This is a genomic window from Agrobacterium sp. T29 (genome assembly GCF_006970545.1).
Lineage (GTDB): Bacteria > Pseudomonadota > Alphaproteobacteria > Rhizobiales > Rhizobiaceae > Agrobacterium > Agrobacterium leguminum.
Genome location: NZ_CP040641.1, coordinates 1,776,073 through 1,793,033 on the forward strand (window position 1 = coordinate 1,776,073; position 16,961 = coordinate 1,793,033).

Here is a 16,961-nt window from a genome sequence, read left to right on the forward strand (position 1 = left end):
GCAAGGAAAAACAGATGGCGCATATCGATCCTGCCGGCGGCTGGCTTCCACTGACGCAGCCGCAACTCGATTTCTGGGAGGAGTTTTCCTTCCATCCCGACGAGCCGGTTTCCACCGTCGCCCATTACATCGATCTTTCCGGCGCGGTGAATGAAAGCGCTCTTCTTCAGGCGATCAAACGCACCGTGCGCGAATCCGAAGTCCTGTCGATCCGTTTCCGCATCGGCGACGACGGCGAGACGCCGCAGCAATGCTGCGACCCAAGCCATGCCCCGGTGGTGGAGCTTGTCGATCTTCGCGGCGATGCCGCTCCCCTGGAAGAGGCGCTGCGGCGCATGAACGCGGATGTGGAAGCAAGGCTCGATCTCAGAACCGACAGGCTTTCGGCGCAGCTGCTCTACCGTATCGCCGACGATCGTTACCTCTGGTATATCCGCGCCCATCATATCGTCGTTGATGGTTATGGCCTGACGCTGGTGGAGCAGCGCTGCGGTCAGCTTTACGGGCACTATTGCGGCAAGGGCGAAGCGGGTCCGGATTTCCACCCCTTCGGCGATTTCCTTGCCGAAGAGGATGCCTATAAGCAAAGCCGGCGTTTTGAAAAGGACCGCGATTTCTGGGCGGCCTATCTTGCCGCACCCGCCGATCTGCCGGTGCTGGACAAGGATTGCGAGGATTATGGCGGCGGCGGCCTGCATACGGACGCGGCCTTGCCGCAGGGTTTCAGCACGCGGTTGCAACAGGTGGCGGGCGCAATGGAAATCGGCTGGCCGGACCTTCTGGTGCTGCTTTCCGGCCTTTATCTCCACCGTGTCCTGCCGCGGCCGGACCGCGATGTGCTGACCTTGTGGCTGCCCTTCATGAGCCGCTGGGGCAGCGTCGGCGCGCATATGCCGGCCATGCTCGTCAATATTTTGCCCTTCCATCTCACCATCGAGCCGGGAGAGAGCCTCGGCGCATTTCTGACGCGCAACGCCGCCAATCTGCGAAAGCAGCGCCTGCATGGCCGCTACCGCATCGAGCAGATCGCCGCCGACCGGGAAATCCCGAAGGGCCGGCGCTTCTTCTTCTCGCCGCTCATCAATGTCCTGCCCTTCAGCGCGCCGGTCTTTACCGGGCTCACTGTTATCAGGCACATCCTTGCCAACGGTCCCGGCGACGGGTTCAACCTGACCTTCCGTGGCGAGGATGACGGCAGCGAGCTGAACCTGCATATCGATGCGGATTCAGCGCTGACGCAAGCGGAGGATTTCGCCCGTTACCGCGAGGAGTTGCCATTGTTCCTCAATGCCATGCTACGCGAAGAGGCGCTGACGCTTGCGGCGGCGGAGGCGTCCACGGCGTTCCGTCTGGCGGTTTGAGGGGTGACTGTGGGCGAATGCCAGGCCGGCTTCAGGGTGTGAGGCCGGGCATACGTTGCCGATAAAGACGGACAATCCCTTTTCCGTCATGCCGGACTAGATCCGGCATCCAGCCACGGCGCGTCTGCGCCGTGAAAGGCCTCTCTCGCGATCAAGGACTTGATCGCACTGGACCCCGGACCAAGCCCGGGGTGACTGCGTGCGGATGCAGGGGCCGCGCCAATACATTCTCATCAGCGTTCATAGGCAAAAAAATAACCCGGCTCCGCTAAGGCGAAGCCGGGTTTTTCTTGCCCAATTCCAGCTCAGGCGAGCGTTTTCAGCACGCGGCTCGAAGCGCCGGCTTCGGCAAAGCGGCTGAAGACGCCGCTGGTGGTGTTGCGCAGCCGCTCGACGTCCTGCGGTCCGTAGCGGTCCGAGCGGTAGCTCATCAGCACGCGAATGGAACGCTCGCCGCCGATCGTCTCTTCCATCACCTCGAATTGCAGCCCGAGCATGGATTCATGCTTGTCGGGATCGATCTGGCGGAACTCCACCGGCTTGCCATCCGGCCCGGCAAGGGTGCCGTTCAGCTTGTTCTTGGCGTGGATCTGGATGAAGACCTCGAACAGATGATCGCGGCCGGGCGTCATGCCCAGCGCTTCCTCGACGAGATCGATCGGGATTTCGCTATGTTCCAGCGAGCCGTTGATGGTGTTCTTCACCGAGGAAATCAGGTCGCCGACGGTCATGGTCTCACCGAAACGCACGCGATGGGCGACAACCGTAGTGAAATAACCGATCGTATCGAAATAACCGCTATCGGTGCGGCCCGAAGCCGAGGTGCCGACCACGAGATCGCTCAACCCGCCGAGATGGCGCAGCGATGCGGCAATGGCGGCGTAAACCACGTTGAACAGCGATGCGCTGTTCTGCTTGGCAATGGCGTAAAGCCCGTCGCTGACATGTTTTTCCAGCTTGAACTCGATCCAGCCGCCTGCCGGTGCTTCGTCCTGCGATGCCTCGTGCGGCGTGCCGTCCTGTCCGTTGAGGGTAAGGCCTTTCGGCGCATCCCGCAGCATATCGGTCCAATAGGCAAGGTGGCCGGCATTGACGCCTGACGCGACCTGTTTTCTCGCAAATTCATGGAAGGGCGCCGGCTTGGTGGCAAAGACAGGGGCCTTGCCCGCCGCCCTTGCCCGATAGGCTTCGGTCAGCTCGTCCATCATCAGGTTCACCGACCATTCGTCGAGTACGATGTGATGGAAAAGGAAGGAAAGCACCTGACGGCCGGTCTGCGCATCCTTAAGGAAGCGCAGCCGCATCGGCAGTTCATGCGCAAGATCGAACCGCCAGCCGGCCTCCGCGTGCCGGTCCACACCTTGGCTTTCTTCGCTGGTCCAGAACCATTTGTAACCGGGCAGATCGTGCATCGGCACGATCTTTTGCAGAACCGTATCGTCTTCGACGTAGAAATGGGTCCGCAGGCCGGGATGGCGCTCGATGATATCGAGGAAGGCGCATTCGAAGGCATTCTCATCCACGGGATCGAGGAAATCGAGCGCGAAGGGAATGTTGAAGATTTCGCCGAAACCGAAGGCGGCATAGGCCTTCCAGAGCGACATCTGCGCCAGCGAAAGCGGTGCGGTGAGCGAGCCGCTCGCCGTCGCTTCGGCCTGTGCGGGTGCTGCGGTTTCGAGCCGGGTCGCCTGTTTTGCGAGCGAAGCGGCGGTCGGGTAGCTGAACAGGTCGTTGAAGCGCAGCTCGATGCCGTGATTGCTGAGAAGACGTCCGATGATACGCGTCGCAATCAGCGAATGGCCGCCGAAATCGAAGAAATCGTCATCCGGCCCCATGTCGGGCGAGACGAGCGCTTCACGGAATTCCGCAAGGATCGTTGCGACGGTGTCGTCGTCGTTCTCACCGGAAGCAGCGGGCGAAAGGGCCGCCTGCTGCGGTGCTGTCGCGGCGTTTTGAGGGGCGATGCCGGAAAAATCCGCGCCGCCTTCGAGATGGCTGACGAAACGCTCCAGCAGGAAGGCCGTCGCATGCGGCGATGTCTCCCTGCCGCCCGTCAGTTCGAGGCGGATATCGCCGGCGGCTGTCGGACCGGCGGCAAGCGTCAGGCCGAGACCGGATTGCAGGGAGGGCAGGGGCAGGTGCTCAAACTGGAGCCCATGCTCCGATATGGCCTGAACGGGTGTCGCGAGCGCCTGCAGCGTGAAGGTGGCGGTTCCGCCCTCATTGTCGTTTCGCTGCTCCAGACCGGACAGCACGGCTTTTTCAGCCTGTTCGGGCGTTTGGTCGCAGGAGATCGCTACCCGTGCCGCAGCCTCGGCTGACATCGGCATTGAAGCGCCAACACCGGGCTGCAGGCGCAGGGTTACTGTCTCGGGACCGCCGTTTTTCGCCAGGAAAAGGGCAAAACGCGATCCGGCGCGGGCCAGAAGCGCATTCGTCGCCGTGGAGCTGTTAAGGCCGAGCAGGGTGGCGGGAAGATCGATGCCGTGGCTGTGGCTCGCCGGCCTGTCGACCCCGTTTTGCCGCAGCGCCACGACGGTCGAGCCGGAGGCCGGACGTTGCAGCCAGCCGAGCGGAAGCGGGTCGACACTGTTACTTTCGACCGCGCGCGGCGAAAGCGGTTTCGGTGTCTCACCGGCATAGGCCGCCGTAATGCCTTCCAGCAGGATTTGCGGCGAGAGGACTTCGCCGAGCAGGCCGTGGACCAGAAATGCCAGCAGGATTTCTCCCTCGCTCAAAAGCACGACGGCCTGAAACGGCGGGTCGGTCTCGGCATCGAAGGGCCTTGCCTGAAGGTCGTGTAGCAAAGTCAGGGCCTCGCCTGCCGATGGAACATGCAGCAGTTGCACGATGGATGCGGACGGGGCCTCGATGCTCTTGGTAAGCGTGCCGTCCTCGCCGAAGGCAAAGCGTGCACGAAGTTCGGGCCAGACTTCGCAAAGCGTCTTCAGCGCCGAGGTCAGGCGCAGCAGATCGCACTCTTCACCGATGCGATAGGCGAGAAGGGCGCGGAAGACCTGATCGGGATCCTGAAACTGCTCGAACCAGACCCGTTCTTCGTATTGGCTGGGCGGGGCTGCATCCCCCCTGTCGAAAGTTTCTTCGACGCGACGTGCGAGCATACGCGTATTGTCTGCTGCCATGGTCCTCTCCTTGGAAATATTCGGGAATCGCGCTCCGGCGCGAAAAGTGCTGCGTCGCGGGATCAATGTCCCGCGCGCGACCGTTCGATGAGCGCCTGCCAGGCGGCAAGCGTGGGCTGCCGGGCCAGATCCTCATAATCGAGCCGTGTCCCGGCAAGCTGGGAAAGCGGTGGCATCAGCCGCATGAGGGCAAGCGAATGAAGCCCGCGACCGAACAGGTTGTCCCCCGGTTCGATGTCGCGCACTTCATCGTCGAGAACCCTGGCGATAAGGGCCTTGAGTTCCGTCATCGTCGTTTCCGCTTCCGGCATGGCGTCCGCCGCGATTGCCGGTTCATTCATCGAAATGATCGTGAACGCCGCTGGCGCCGCGCCGCCAGTAACCGGAAGCGCGAGTCCATTTGGGGTTGGCGCCGAATTCTTCGACCAGAAGGGCGCGAACCTCCTTTGCAGCCTTCGATTCGCAGGCGACCCAGCTGAAGAAATCGCCCTTCGGCAGGTCAAGCTTGCGCAGCGCGCCCACCAGCGCGTCGTGGTCGGTTCCGTTCTCCGTCTTCTGCGTCACCCAGACAATAGACGCATCCGCCTTCGTCGTGAGCTCCAGCCGGTCGGCATCCGTCTCGACCTCGATCAGCGCCACGACGCGGGTGCCCTCAGGCATTTCCTCCAGCCGCCGCGCCAGCGCGGGAAGGCCGGTATCGTCGGCAATCAGCAGATGCCAGTCGTAGGTGAAGGGAACGGTGAAGGAGCCGCGCGGACCGGCGATCCACGCTTTGTCACCCGCTTTGGCGGCCTTCGCCCAGTTGCTGGCGGGGCCGTCGTGATGGGTGGCGAAATCGATGGCGAGTTCGCCCTTTTCGGCGTTGAAGCTGCGCGGCGTGTAGTCGCGCGCTAGCGGGCGCGGCGCACCTTCCGGGAATTCAATGCCGTTCGGGCCGATCACCGGCAGGCTCGGTTCGGTTTCGCCGGGCTGGGCAAAGAACATCTTGACGTGGTCGTCAAAACCGAGGCTCGCAAAGCCCTCCAGTTCCGGCCCGGTCAGGACGATGCGGACCATGGACCGGCTGAGCTTTTCGACACGCGCGACATTGAGCGCGCGCAGCGCGACGGGGTGGCGATGGCGTTTGGGAGTGCGGTCCGGAATGGGGGAATCTACGGTTTCTGGCATGCTCATGCTGTTGTCTTTCCTGGGATATCGCCGACGGGTTCGGCGGTTTCGCTGTCCCGGGTCGGCGTGCCGGACGATCGCGCATTGGGGGGTCTCGTCCGGCGCGATGTTCCGGCGTCGTTGCGTCAAGATGCGCGAACCATAACAGGCGGTTTCGGCCCCGGCAATATAACTTTCTCCAAAAACTCAAGTTTATACCCGGCACGTAAATCGTGCCGGGATTGGCTTTGGATAAAGCCGTTCAGCGGCGGCCTGCCCAGCTTTCCACCTCATCCAGTGTGTGCAGGGCGCTCGGGATTGAAGGCGTCGTGACCCTGGTGGAATCGAGGAAAACGATCCTTTTCTCGCGCGCCGGTTTTACGAAACGCTCCCAGCCGGGAATGATCTTTTCAAGGGCGGCGCGCGTTCCGGCCTCGCCGCGGGCGGGGCTGGTATAGCTGTTCATCACCACCAGCAGATCGGGATTGAGCTTGCCGAAGGCATCGGCGCTCAGCGGCATCATCAGGGTCGAGCCCATGCCGCCCGAAGAGGCAGCGTTGTCGATCTTCAGGCGGGTATAACCCAGATCCTCCAATGCCTGCACCGCGCCGGACATATCACCCACCGCATTGATCTGGTCGGTCAGCAGGATCGCGAGATAGGTCTTGCCCTTGATATCGTCGCCCAGCGTCTTTTTGACGGCGGCGAGCTTCGTGTCATAGGTCTTCCGGCGCTCGGCAAAGACATCGCTTCGCCCGACCAGGGCGGCAAGGTTTTCTTCGACGCTGAAACCGTAGGCATGGCCGGTGCTGACTTTTTGCAGATAGACGGGGGCGACGGTGGAGAGCTGTTCGGCTTTGCCGCCATCCATTTCCGTGGCGACGATCAGGTCTGGTTGCAGCGCCCGCAGTTTTTCGAGGTCGATCTGGCCAACCGCGCCGAAACCCTTCGGTTTCGTGCGGCCTTCACCGAGAACGGTGTCGACGAAATCGACGGCGGTGGCGAATTTGCCGTCGCTGTTGCGGCCATAGGCGCCGACCACATTGGCGTCGAGATCCATCAGCGGCACGCCGAGCAGCGGCTCGTGCATGACGACGATGCGCTGTGGCTTTTCAGGAACGGAGACGCTGCGGCCGGCGGCATCGGTCACGCTGCGCTCGGCGGCGAGGCTCGTTCCGGCGGCCAGAAGTGCGGCGATGAGGATGGCAATTCGCATGGCATTTCCTTTATTCGATGTCTTCAGTGGCTGTTGGTTCTGCGCAGCGCCTGAAGGCGCAGCGTGAGGATGAAAAGCGGCACGCCGATCAGCGTCAGCGCAAGGCCGATCGGCATCGGCGTATCGGCCACCAGTCCGCGCGACAGGGCATCGGCCGTGACGACCAGAATGCCGCCGGTAAGCCCCGACAGGAAAAGCCTGGCGCGCCCGACGGCGGGGGAAACGAAGGTGGCGAGATGCGGGGCGATAACGCCGAGAAAGGTCAGCGGGCCGACGGCGGTAACCGAGGAGGCGCTGAGGATGACCGCAAAAACAATGACGAGCGGGCGCGAATGCCTGACGGTTTCACCGAGCGCCATGGCCATTTCATTGCCGAGATCGAAGACCGCGAGCGCCCGGCCGATGAGAAAAATGCCCACAAGGCTTGCGGCGAAGAGGGGGGCGAAAACGAGGATGGTGGACCAGCTTGCCTGAAACAGCGAACCCGCCATCCAGTCGGCCAGCGACAGCGAGGTTTCGGCCGGTGTGTAGAGTAGAAGCACGGAGGAGACGGAGGAAAGCGCCGATTCAATTGCGATGCCCATCAGCAATATGGCAAGGCCGCTCGAGCGTTCCCGCCCGACGAGGGCGATGAGAAGAAAGGCGACGGCCAGACCGCCGCCGACGGCCGCAAGCGCCACCAGCGTCTTGGGTGCGGCTGGCACCAGCACCAGAAGCAGCATGATGGTGGTCATCGACCCCTGGCTTAGACCGAACAGGCCGGGATCGGCGAGCGGATTGCGGGCGACGGATTGCAGCATGGCGCCCGCCAGCGCCACGCTCCAGCCGGCCATGAAACCGATGAGGATACGCGGCAGCCGCACCGTCCACAGCGCATAGGCCTGATCGTCGCCGAGGTGCCCGCCCACCAAGCCGCGCAGGAGATCGGCGAGGCCCGTTTCGGTATTGCCGAGGCTGACGGACAGGGCGGCGAGCGCCAGCGCCAGCACCATCAGCGCAAGGCCGGCCTTCAGATTTCCGATGCCGATCTGCAGGCCGCTCGGAAGCCGGAGGACGGCTTTGCCGTCGGTGGCGAAATGCCGTTTCATGAAAGCCCCCTTCATGACAGCCCCCTTGCCGAAGGCGACAGATAGAAGCGCTTGACGATGACGATGAAGACGAGACCGCCAAGCAGGTCCATGAACAGCCCGGTATTCACCACATAGGGCGCAAACAGGGTTTGCGCGCCAAGATCGGCCAGCACGCAGAGGCCCGCACCGACAAGCGCAGAGGCCGGCAGGGCAAGCGTGAAATTCACACCAACCAGCGGCCGGATCATATGCGGTACGATGAGGCCGACGAAGCCGATGGGGCCGCAGATCGCCACCGCCGAACCCGAGGCCAGCATGGTGGCGAAGAGCGCGACCCGGGAAATACGCGTGACATTCACACCGGCGGAGGCGGCCTTTTCCGCGCCCAGCAGAACCAGCGTCAGCGGCCTGGCGACCGCCCACAACATGACGAGCGCAATTGCGCCGATCCACCAGAAATCGGTGAGGCGCTCGGCATAGACGTGGTTGATATTGCCGCCCACCCAGCTGAGGAACTCGGCCCGGCGTGTGGGGTTGGAGAGAAGCAGGGCGTTGGTCACGCCGATCAGCAGCATGGAAACCAGCGCGCCGGAAAGGATGAGCGACAGGCCGCGCGGATCGTTCGCCCGCCCGGCGAGACGCGCGACGACGAAACAGGCGGCAAAACCGAAGCCGGCGCCCGCGAGTGCTGCAAGGCCCTGTATTTCCGGAGAGAAATCGAACACCAGCGCACCGGCAATCACAAAAAGCGTCGCGCCGGCATTCAGCCCCAGGGTGGAGGGCGAGGCGAGGGGATTGCGCGCAAGCCCCTGCAGCACACAACCGCTGACGGCCGTCGTCGCCCCCACATAGATGGCAATCAGCGCGCGTGGGATCTGCTGATAGAGAAGCACCGACTGCTCATAGCTGTCGGCCTCGCCGCGCCAGAGCGTCGCCAGGATTTCGGCCGGCGGCATTTCGCCGGACATTACCAGCAGATTGATGGCGAGGATGGCAGCCAGCAGCAGCGCGGCGGCGAAAATCAGCGTTATTTTCGGGGTCATGCCGGGATGGCCTGTTCCTGCCGCTCCAGCCGGGGCACGCAGATGAGCCGCCCCTGCCGGGAGAAGATATCCGCTTCGAGATCGAAGACCTCGGCGACATTTTCGGGTGTGACCGTTCTTTCCACCGGCCCGGACGCCAGAACCCGCCCGGCTTTCAGCATGATGACATCATCGGCGAAGGTGGAGGCGAGGTTGAGATCGTGCAGCACGACGATGACGGTCTTGCCATGCCTGTCCGTCAGTTCGCGCACGAGGCCGAGAACGGCATATTGATATTTCATATCGAGATGATTGACCGGCTCGTCCATCAGGATCACGTCCGTATCCTGCGCCAGCACCATGGCGATGAAGGCGCGCTGGCGCTGGCCGCCGGAAAGCGTGTTGACCTGCGCTTTCGCCTTGTCTTCCAGCCCGACGGTCTTCAGCGCCTCGGCAAAAAGCGCGCGGTCGCGTTCGGACGGGCCGCCCGCAAGACCGTAGCGGGCATAACCGGCAAGCTCGATCAGCTCACCGAGCGTCATATAGTCGGGGCAATGGCACTCCTGCGGCAGATAGGCGATGCGCCGCGCCAGTTCGCGGCGTCCGATCTCGCCGATCGAACGCTCGCCGAGCCTTATCGCGCCCGATGACAAAGGCACGAAACCCATGATGGTCTTCAACAGCGTCGACTTGCCGCAGCCATTGGGGCCGACCAGCGCGGTGACGCGGCCTGATCTGAAACGGGCGGAAATCCCCCGCAGGACGGGAACATGTCCATAGCTGGCGTGAAGGTCCGTGGCGTCAAGCACCGGATACAACTCCTGTTATTCATACGTCCATGCGTCGAGACGCCGCACGGTCTTTATAAGTATTTGAATTTAAAAGTCTAACCCGTGGAAAAAGCATTTCTTTCCGGCAGGCGCGACGGTGTGGTCTTGAAGCGACACTAAACTATAGTAAAACTCTCCACAAATCGAAATTTGCCGATTCAACGTGCAGATTTCCTGCCGGTTATTTCAGTCGAGGTGCATCATGTCAGTCGCAGCCAAGCTTCATATCGGCATGTCGCTGGCCCCAACCTGGCTCAGCGGCGAGGCATGGCGGCGCGCGGACAGCGATATAAACGGGGTGTTTTCCAGCGATTATTTCGTCGATCTGGCGCAGCGCGCGGAAGCCGCGCATGTGGATTTCGTGTTTCGGCCGGATACGCTTTTTCTGCGCACCGAGGGGCTGGAGACCGGCGGCGGATTTGCCAGCATGGATCCGACCATGCTTCTTGCGGCCATTGCGCGGGAAACTAGCCATGTCGGGCTGTTGTCCACCGTTTCGACCACATTTCTGCCGCCCTATGTGGTGGCCCGCCAGATCCAGTCGCTGAACTGGCTGAGCAACGGCAGGGCGGGGTGGAATATCGTCACGGCGCTTGAGGGGCACGAAAATTTCGGCCTGAAAGAGATGCCTTCGCCGCAGGAGCGTTACGAGCGCGCCGCCGAATTCACGCAGGTAGTACAGCAGCTCTGGGCGAGCTTTCCGAACGAAGCTCTCAAACTCGACCGGGAAAGCGGTCGGTTCGCGGATTCCTCGTTGGTGCGGCCGGTGGCGCATGAGGGTAGGCATTTCAGCGTCAAAGGCCCGCTCAACCTGCCGTCCCATGCCAGCCGCATTCCGCTGGTGCAGGCGGGCGCTTCTCCCGAGGGCCGTGATTTCGCCTCGTCGGTGGCCGATGCTGTCTTTGCCTCGACGCCGGATATGCAGGCGGCCATCGAACTCAGGGCGGATTTGCGGCGGCGTGCCGAGGGCCACGGTCGCAACCCCGACGGCGTGAAGCTGATGCCGGGCCTCAGCCTCTATCTCGCGGAGACCGGCAGGGAGGCGCTGGAACTCTTCGCGGAGACCCATGCCCGCGCCAACCGCGCCCGCGCTTTTGCCTCCATCCGCGATATGACGGGTCTTGATCTCACGGACTGGCCGCTCACGCGGATCGTTACCGCCTCCGACCTGCCGCCGCCGCCGGAGACACCGAGAAGCCGCACCCATGCCGGCCTGCTGCGCCGGCTGATCGAGCGGGAGACGCTGAGTGTTGCGGAATTATTGCGACGTCCGGAAGTGATGGGGTCGGGCCATTGGCAGATCATCGGTACTGTTGAAGATGCCCTTGAGGCCATCCGCGAATGGGCGGCTGCCGGTGCGATCGACGGTTTCGTCGCGGTGCCCGGTGGTTCGGTGGCATCCATGCGGCTGGTGCTGGAGCGGCTATTGCCGAAGCTCGCCGATGCCGGGCTGTTCCGCACCGCTTATTCCGGCCGCACCTTTGCGGAACATCTGGCCGAATAGGCTTATACGCCGCCGGATTCGGCCGTCGCCTGTCTGGCGGATTCGATCAGCCGGGAAAAATGCTGTTCGGTCTCGGCGGTGGCCACGAAGGATACGGTGGTGACGACACAACAGAGTTCGCCCTGGGCGTCGAAAACCGGCGCCGCCTTGCCCGTCAGGGCGGAGAACAGATGTTCATTGAGTTCCGCGCCGCCGACCTCACGAATGGTTTCCAGAATGCCGGCATCGGGACGGGAGCCACGAAAGGCGGCCGGTTGCAGCCTGCGCACGGCGGCTATCCTGTCCGGTGGCAGGTAGGCCTGAAAAACCAGCCCGCAGGCGCTGTTGTCCAGCGGCAGAACATCGCCGAGCGCTACGGTGCTGATGGAAAAGCTGGCGCTTCTCGCCCACCGCACCACGGTCGGGCCGCGTTCGGTCCAGATCGCCACGCCGCAGCTGGCGCCGATCCTGGAGGCAAGCGCATTCATCTGGCGGCCCGCGGTTTCGACCGGATTGATTCGCCTGAGCGCGCTGATGCCTATGCCCAGCGCCGCAGGTCCGAGATCGTAACTGCCGCTTGCGGGGTCCTGTATCACCAGCCCCTCCCGCACGAGGCTTTGCATGTAGCGATGCGCCGTGGAACGGCCGGTGCCGGCGCGTTTTGCCAGTTCGCCAAGTGCCAGCGCCCTGTCCGATCTGGCGAGAAGATTGAGGAAACGTGCCGCTATCGATACCGATTGAATGAGGGCAGAGCGCTTTTCGCCCTCGTTTTCCGGCAGATTGTCAGAATCGTCATCCATGGCGTTCAAGCGCGTTCCCCCGTTTTGTTGAGCATGCCTAACGCATCGCACCGGAAATCGGAATGGATTTCTGCGGACGGAACTATGCTGTTTCCTTTCGAAACGCTGCGGGTGAGCAAACGGCGGTCGGTAAACTTTGTTGTAAATATGGCACATCCCGTTACGGAAGCCTTTTTGTCCGCAATACAGAACGCATTCTCTATTGCGAAACGGATAACGCTTCCGTTACTTGAATATGACTTTAATACTCATGTTTATTAGGGGTGTGTGATGGGGTTTAGCTCTAACGGTCGTTTGATGAGCGGGGTCAGCGCTCTGACGCTGGCGACATTGTTTGTGACGCCGGTTCTCGGTCAGGATCAGCAGGCAACGACGGCGGGCACCACCGTCCTGAAGCCGATCGTCGTGACCGGTGAAAAAGTGGCGCGCGACATGAAGAACACGGCGTCGTCCGTTTCGGTCATATCCGGGGATAAAATCAAGAAGGAAAAGACCGGCGACCCGACCGTATCGGAAGCGATCAAGGATATTCCGAACGTCGTTTACACCGACAATGTCAGCGCCCCGATTATTCGCGGACAGGATACGCAGGGACCGAATACCGGCTCCATCGCCTTCTTCACCGGCACGGTGCCGCGCGCGACGATCAATGTCGACGGCCATTATCTCGGTTATAACGAGTTCATCTATGGCGCGAGCTCCATCTGGGATGTCGAAAGCATCGAGGTGTTCCGCGGCCCGCAGACCACCTCGCAGGGCGCCAACGCCATTGCCGGCGCGATCCTCGTCAACACCAAGGACCCGACCTTTACGCCGGAAGCCAGCTATCAGGCGGAAATCGGCAATTATCACCAGAAGCGCGGTTCCTTCGCCTTTTCCGGTCCACTGATCGAGGATGAGCTGGCGGCGCGTATGGCGATCGATTATTCCGGCCGCGATACCTTCATCGACTACATCAATTCCGCCTTCGCCCATGAGGGAACGGACCAGAACTTCAAGGAATTCAACGGTCGCTTCAAGCTTCTCTGGGAACCGTCGGAAATTCCCGGCCTTTCGACGAAACTCACCTATTCCTACAACGCCTCTAACCGGCCGAGCCAGGAAGCGGCATCGCGCCCCTTCGAGGATCTCAACCACGTCACCACGACGATGCCGAATTTCAGCCAGTACACCAATACCGGCATTCTCGACATCAACTACGATTTCGAAAACGGCGTGAAACTGTTCAACCAGACGCAGTTCTCCTCGTCCATCGCCAAGCGCCGGGTCGGCATTGCGAATACGGGTGATGCCGATATCGACCTGAAGAACACGTCCCATGAAACACGCGTGACCTTCGGTGATCAGGAAGACGTGCTGAGCGGTGTCGCGGGTATTTATTACGCACATACGAAAGCCGACGAGGTGCTTTATCTGCGTGGAACCTCGCGCTTCAACGATACCAAGGACAATCTCGGCCTCTTCAGCGAGTTGAGCTATCGCCTGACCGATCAATGGACCTTGACCGGCGGCCTGCGCTACCAGCAGGACCAGATTCAGCGCGCCGGTTACCGGACGCTCTCCGCCACCAGCAGAAGCTCGGTCAATTATGACGAAACCTTCTCGGAAATCCTGCCCAAGGCGTCGCTGGCCTACGCCATCAATGACGACTGGACGGTGGGCGGTCTGATCAGCCGCGGTTACAATCCCGGCGGCGTCGCATTCGACCTGACGACCAGCAAATGGCGCACCTTCGACAAGGAAACCATCTGGAACTACGAGCTGTTCACCCGCGCCAGCCTGCTGGACGATACGCTGACGGTAAACGGCAACCTGTTCTACATGGACATGAAGAACGCCCAGTTTAACGTGCCGGTGGTTGTCTCCACGGGCATCAGCGAGTCCTACACCGTCAATGCCGAGGAGGCCCATGCCTACGGTCTGGAAATCGGCGTGGATTATCAGGTCCTCGACAATCTGACGCTGAAGGCCAGCGCCGGTCTGCTGAAGACGAAGATCGACGAGATTTCCAGCAATGCCGCCTATGTCGGCAAGGAATTCGCCAAGTCGCCGGGTTACAGCTTCACCGTCGGCGCTAGCTGGGACGTGACGGATAAATTCACCGTTTCGGGGCAGGTGCGCCATCTCGACGGCTATTATTCCGACACGGATAACAAGGCCGTTTACGCGATCGATCCCTATACGATCGCGGATGTGCGGGCGAGCTACAAGTTCCAGGAGGAGCTTGAATTCTACGCCTACGTCAAGAACGTCTTCGATGAGCGCGCACCGACGCTGATGAAGGAAAACCGCGGAATTGGCGGCATCGAGGCGAGCATGACTGAACCGCGCATGTTTGGCGTCGGTATTCGCGGCACGTTCTGAGCCATTGCCGGATTTGAAAAGCAAAAGGCCTTCGAAGCGATCTTCGAAGGCCTTTCTGTTTCAGGGGACTGTTCCCGATGATACGATTTGAGCATGCCGCGGAGGGCCGGCTCACATTTGCCGGGGCGTTATGCACTCTCCCTCCGTCATTCCGGCTCAAGGCCGGAATGACGGTGAGAAGAAATGTCGCCGTTTACTATGACCGACGCCGTCCCCGCTCCGGTCCATAAGCCTCAGAAAAACGCCTGAATGCCCGTCTGCGCCCGGCCGAGGATCAGCGCGTGGACGTCGTGCGTGCCCTCATAGGTGTTGACCGTCTCAAGGTTCTGGGCGTGGCGCATGACGTGATATTCGATCTGGATGCCGTTGCCGCCATGCATGTCGCGGGCCTGGCGGGCGATATCCAGCGCCTTGCCGCAATTGTTGCGCTTGATGATGGAGATCATTTCCGGCGCCATCTTGTGGTCGTCCATCAGTTGGCCGACGCGGAGCGATGCCTGAAGGCCGAGCGCGATTTCGGTTTGCATGTCGGCGAGCTTCTTCTGATAAAGCTGCATGCCGGCGAGCGGCTTGCCGAACTGCTTGCGGTCGAGACCATATTGCCGGGCGCGGAACCAGCAATCTTCTGCCGCTCCCATCACACCCCAGGAAATGCCGTAACGGGCGCGGTTGAGGCAGCCGAACGGGCCTTTCAGGCCGGAAACATGGGGCAGCAGCGCGTCTTCGCCCACTTCCACACCGTCCAGAACGATCTCGCCCGTAATGGAGGCGCGCAGCGACAGCTTGCCGCCGATCTTGGGGGCGGAGAGGCCCTTCATGCCCTTTTCCAGCACGAAGCCCCTGATCTGGTTGTCATGGGCTTCCGATTTCGCCCAGACGACGAAGACATCGGCGATTGGCGCATTGGAAATCCACATTTTCGAACCGCGCAGGCGATAGCCTCCGGCGACCTTTTCGGCGCGGGTCTTCATGCCGCCGGGATCGGAGCCGGCATCCGGCTCGGTCAGGCCGAAACAGCCGATCAACTCGCCCGAGACGAGGCCGGGCAGGTATTTCTTCTTCTGCTCGTCCGAGCCATAGGCGAAGATCGGATGGATGACGAGCGAGGACTGCACGCTCATCATCGAGCGGTAACCGCTGTCGATCCGCTCCACCTCGCGGGCGACGAGGCCGTAAGCCACATAGCTGGCATTGGCCGCGCCATATTTTTCCGGCAGGGTGACGCCGAGCAGGCCGGTGCGGCCCATCAGGCGGAACAGTTCCGGTTCGGTGGTCTCGGAAAGATAGGCTTCGGAGACACGCGGCAAGAGTTCCGATTTGCCGAAGGCGGCGGCGGCGTCGCGGATCATCCGCTCGTCGTCGTTCAGTTGGTCTTCGAGCAGAAAAGGGTCCTGCCAATTGAATGCTGCGTGTTCTCTCACGTGATGCCTCCGGATTTGCTGGCCGGATTATTGGTATTCGAGCCAGTCGGCACAAGCCATGTTTACTCATTTTTGCATTACATATAGTAATGGCTCATGACGTCTCTCAGCCGCAAACTCCTGCCCTCCACCAGCGCGCTCGCCGCCTTCGATTCCGTGGCCCGGCTCGGCAGCTTTTCGGCCGCCGCCGATGAGCTTGCCCTGACGCAGGGGGCGATCAGCCGGCAGGTTATGTCACTGGAAGAACAGCTTGGCGTGCGCCTGTTCGAACGCGGCGCACGCGGCGTGGCGCTGACGACAGAGGGCCGCGCCTATGCAAAATCGATTGCCTCCGCCCTTGGCGAGATACGCTCCGCGTCGCTGCAGATCATGACCAAAACGCATGGCAATACGCTGAACCTCGCCATGCTGCCCACATTCGGCACCCGCTGGCTTCTGCCGCGTATCCCGGATTTCGTGGCGAACCACCCTGAAATCACCATCAATTTCGCCACCCGCATCGGGCAATTCGATTTTGAGCGCGAGCAGCTCGATATGGCGATCCATATCGGTCAGGCCGACTGGCCGGGGGCGGAAAGCACCTTTCTGATGCATGAAATGGTCGCGCCGGTGTGCAGCCCGCAATTCCTCAGCGCCCATCCCGTGGAAAAGGGAGAGGATATCGCCGCCCTGCCGCTGCTGCACATGGCCTCGCGGCCGGGCGCATGGGGTCACTGGTTCGAAAGCCTCGGCCTGTCGCTCGCCTTGCCGCAGGGGATGCGCTTCGAGCAATTTTCCAGCGTGGCGCAGGCCTGCATCGCCGGGCTCGGCGTGGCGTTGATGCCGCTTTTCCTGATCGATAACGAGCTGAAATCGAAGCAACTGGTAAAGGCCTTCGATCATCAGGCCAGAAGCCCCAGCTCCTATTATGCCGTGGCGCCGCTTTCGCGCGCCAACCACGTGCCGGTTGTGCTGTTTCGTGACTGGCTGGTGCGGCAGGTTGAGGCATACCGCGCAGTGAACAGCGAAGCCTCGCAAAAATAATCGCACTTTTTTCGGGCAGTTAGACTTTATGCCCGGGTTTTCGCCGATTTTGCCCTCCGTTGGACTCGACAGGGCGGCCATG

At 61.7% G+C, this 16,961-nt stretch carries 13 protein-coding genes; 4 read left to right on the forward strand and 9 right to left on the reverse strand.

All coding sequences use genetic code 11. The features are described from left to right. Positions 1 to 14: 14 nt before the first annotated feature. Complete coding sequence (locus FGF54_RS23235; protein WP_142781300.1) at positions 15 to 1,361, forward strand: condensation domain-containing protein; 1,347 nt, start codon at positions 15 to 17, stop codon at positions 1,359 to 1,361. Positions 1,362 to 1,666: 305 nt separating this feature from the next. Here FGF54_RS23235 and FGF54_RS23240 read toward each other — a convergent pair whose 3' ends face one another. The 7 genes from FGF54_RS23240 to FGF54_RS23270 all read right to left on the reverse strand — a co-directional run bounded on the left by FGF54_RS23240 (position 1,667) and on the right by FGF54_RS23270 (position 9,776). Then, positions 1,667 to 4,504 carry a condensation domain-containing protein gene (locus FGF54_RS23240; RefSeq protein WP_142781301.1) on the reverse strand — a complete coding sequence of 946 codons (2,838 nt, stop codon included), beginning with the start codon at positions 4,502 to 4,504 and terminating at the stop codon, positions 1,667 to 1,669. A 62-nt stretch (positions 4,505 to 4,566) separates the two neighbouring features. Continuing rightward, positions 4,567 to 4,845 carry a phosphopantetheine-binding protein gene (locus tag FGF54_RS23245; RefSeq protein WP_142781302.1) on the reverse strand — a complete coding sequence of 93 codons (279 nt, stop codon included), beginning with the start codon at positions 4,843 to 4,845 and terminating at the stop codon, positions 4,567 to 4,569. Next, a complete protein-coding gene (locus FGF54_RS23250) occupies positions 4,838 to 5,677 on the reverse strand; it encodes a siderophore-interacting protein (RefSeq protein WP_142781303.1) in 840 nt (279 codons plus the stop codon). Before FGF54_RS23250 ends, FGF54_RS23245 begins: the two co-directional genes overlap by 8 nt. A 235-nt stretch (positions 5,678 to 5,912) precedes the next feature. Continuing rightward, complete coding sequence (locus FGF54_RS23255; RefSeq protein ID WP_142781304.1) at positions 5,913 to 6,866, reverse strand: ABC transporter substrate-binding protein; 954 nt, start codon at positions 6,864 to 6,866, stop codon at positions 5,913 to 5,915. Between the two features lie 23 nt (positions 6,867 to 6,889). Continuing rightward, positions 6,890 to 7,954: an iron ABC transporter permease gene (locus FGF54_RS23260; protein WP_142781305.1), complete on the reverse strand. Its 1,065-nt coding sequence runs from the start codon at positions 7,952 to 7,954 to the stop codon at positions 6,890 to 6,892. Positions 7,955 to 7,965: 11 nt separating this feature from the next. Beyond that, the gene (locus FGF54_RS23265; RefSeq protein WP_142781306.1) at positions 7,966 to 8,979 is read right to left on the reverse strand and encodes an iron ABC transporter permease; all 1,014 of its coding nucleotides are present in this window, start codon (positions 8,977 to 8,979) and stop codon (positions 7,966 to 7,968) included. Then, complete coding sequence (locus tag FGF54_RS23270) at positions 8,976 to 9,776, reverse strand: ABC transporter ATP-binding protein (protein ID WP_142781307.1); 801 nt, start codon at positions 9,774 to 9,776, stop codon at positions 8,976 to 8,978. The genes FGF54_RS23265 and FGF54_RS23270 overlap by 4 nt, the downstream gene beginning before the upstream one ends. Positions 9,777 to 9,990: 214 nt before the next feature. Between FGF54_RS23270 and FGF54_RS23275 the strand changes: the two genes are divergently transcribed. Continuing rightward, a complete protein-coding gene (locus tag FGF54_RS23275; RefSeq protein ID WP_142781308.1) occupies positions 9,991 to 11,292 on the forward strand; it encodes an NtaA/DmoA family FMN-dependent monooxygenase in 1,302 nt (433 codons plus the stop codon). A 2-nt stretch (positions 11,293 to 11,294) separates the two neighbouring features. Here the strand turns inward: FGF54_RS23275 and FGF54_RS23280 are convergent, their stop codons facing one another. Next, positions 11,295 to 12,071, reverse strand: a complete 777-nt coding sequence (locus tag FGF54_RS23280) for an IclR family transcriptional regulator (RefSeq protein ID WP_142781309.1) — start codon at positions 12,069 to 12,071, stop codon at positions 11,295 to 11,297. 297 nt (positions 12,072 to 12,368) lie between these two features. Between FGF54_RS23280 and FGF54_RS23285 the strand changes: the two genes are divergently transcribed. Next, entirely contained in the window at positions 12,369 to 14,435 is a 2,067-nt protein-coding gene (locus FGF54_RS23285; protein WP_080657567.1) for a TonB-dependent receptor, read from the forward strand. Positions 14,436 to 14,668: 233 nt separating this feature from the next. Here the strand turns inward: FGF54_RS23285 and FGF54_RS23290 are convergent, their stop codons facing one another. Continuing rightward, positions 14,669 to 15,784 carry an acyl-CoA dehydrogenase gene (locus FGF54_RS23290; RefSeq protein WP_246667035.1) on the reverse strand — a complete coding sequence of 372 codons (1,116 nt, stop codon included), beginning with the start codon at positions 15,782 to 15,784 and terminating at the stop codon, positions 14,669 to 14,671. Between the two features lie 168 nt (positions 15,785 to 15,952). Here FGF54_RS23290 and FGF54_RS23295 point away from each other — a divergent pair, with 168 nt between their 5' ends. Beyond that, a complete protein-coding gene (locus FGF54_RS23295; RefSeq protein ID WP_142781311.1) occupies positions 15,953 to 16,879 on the forward strand; it encodes a LysR family transcriptional regulator in 927 nt (308 codons plus the stop codon). Positions 16,880 to 16,961: the final 82 nt, after the last annotated feature.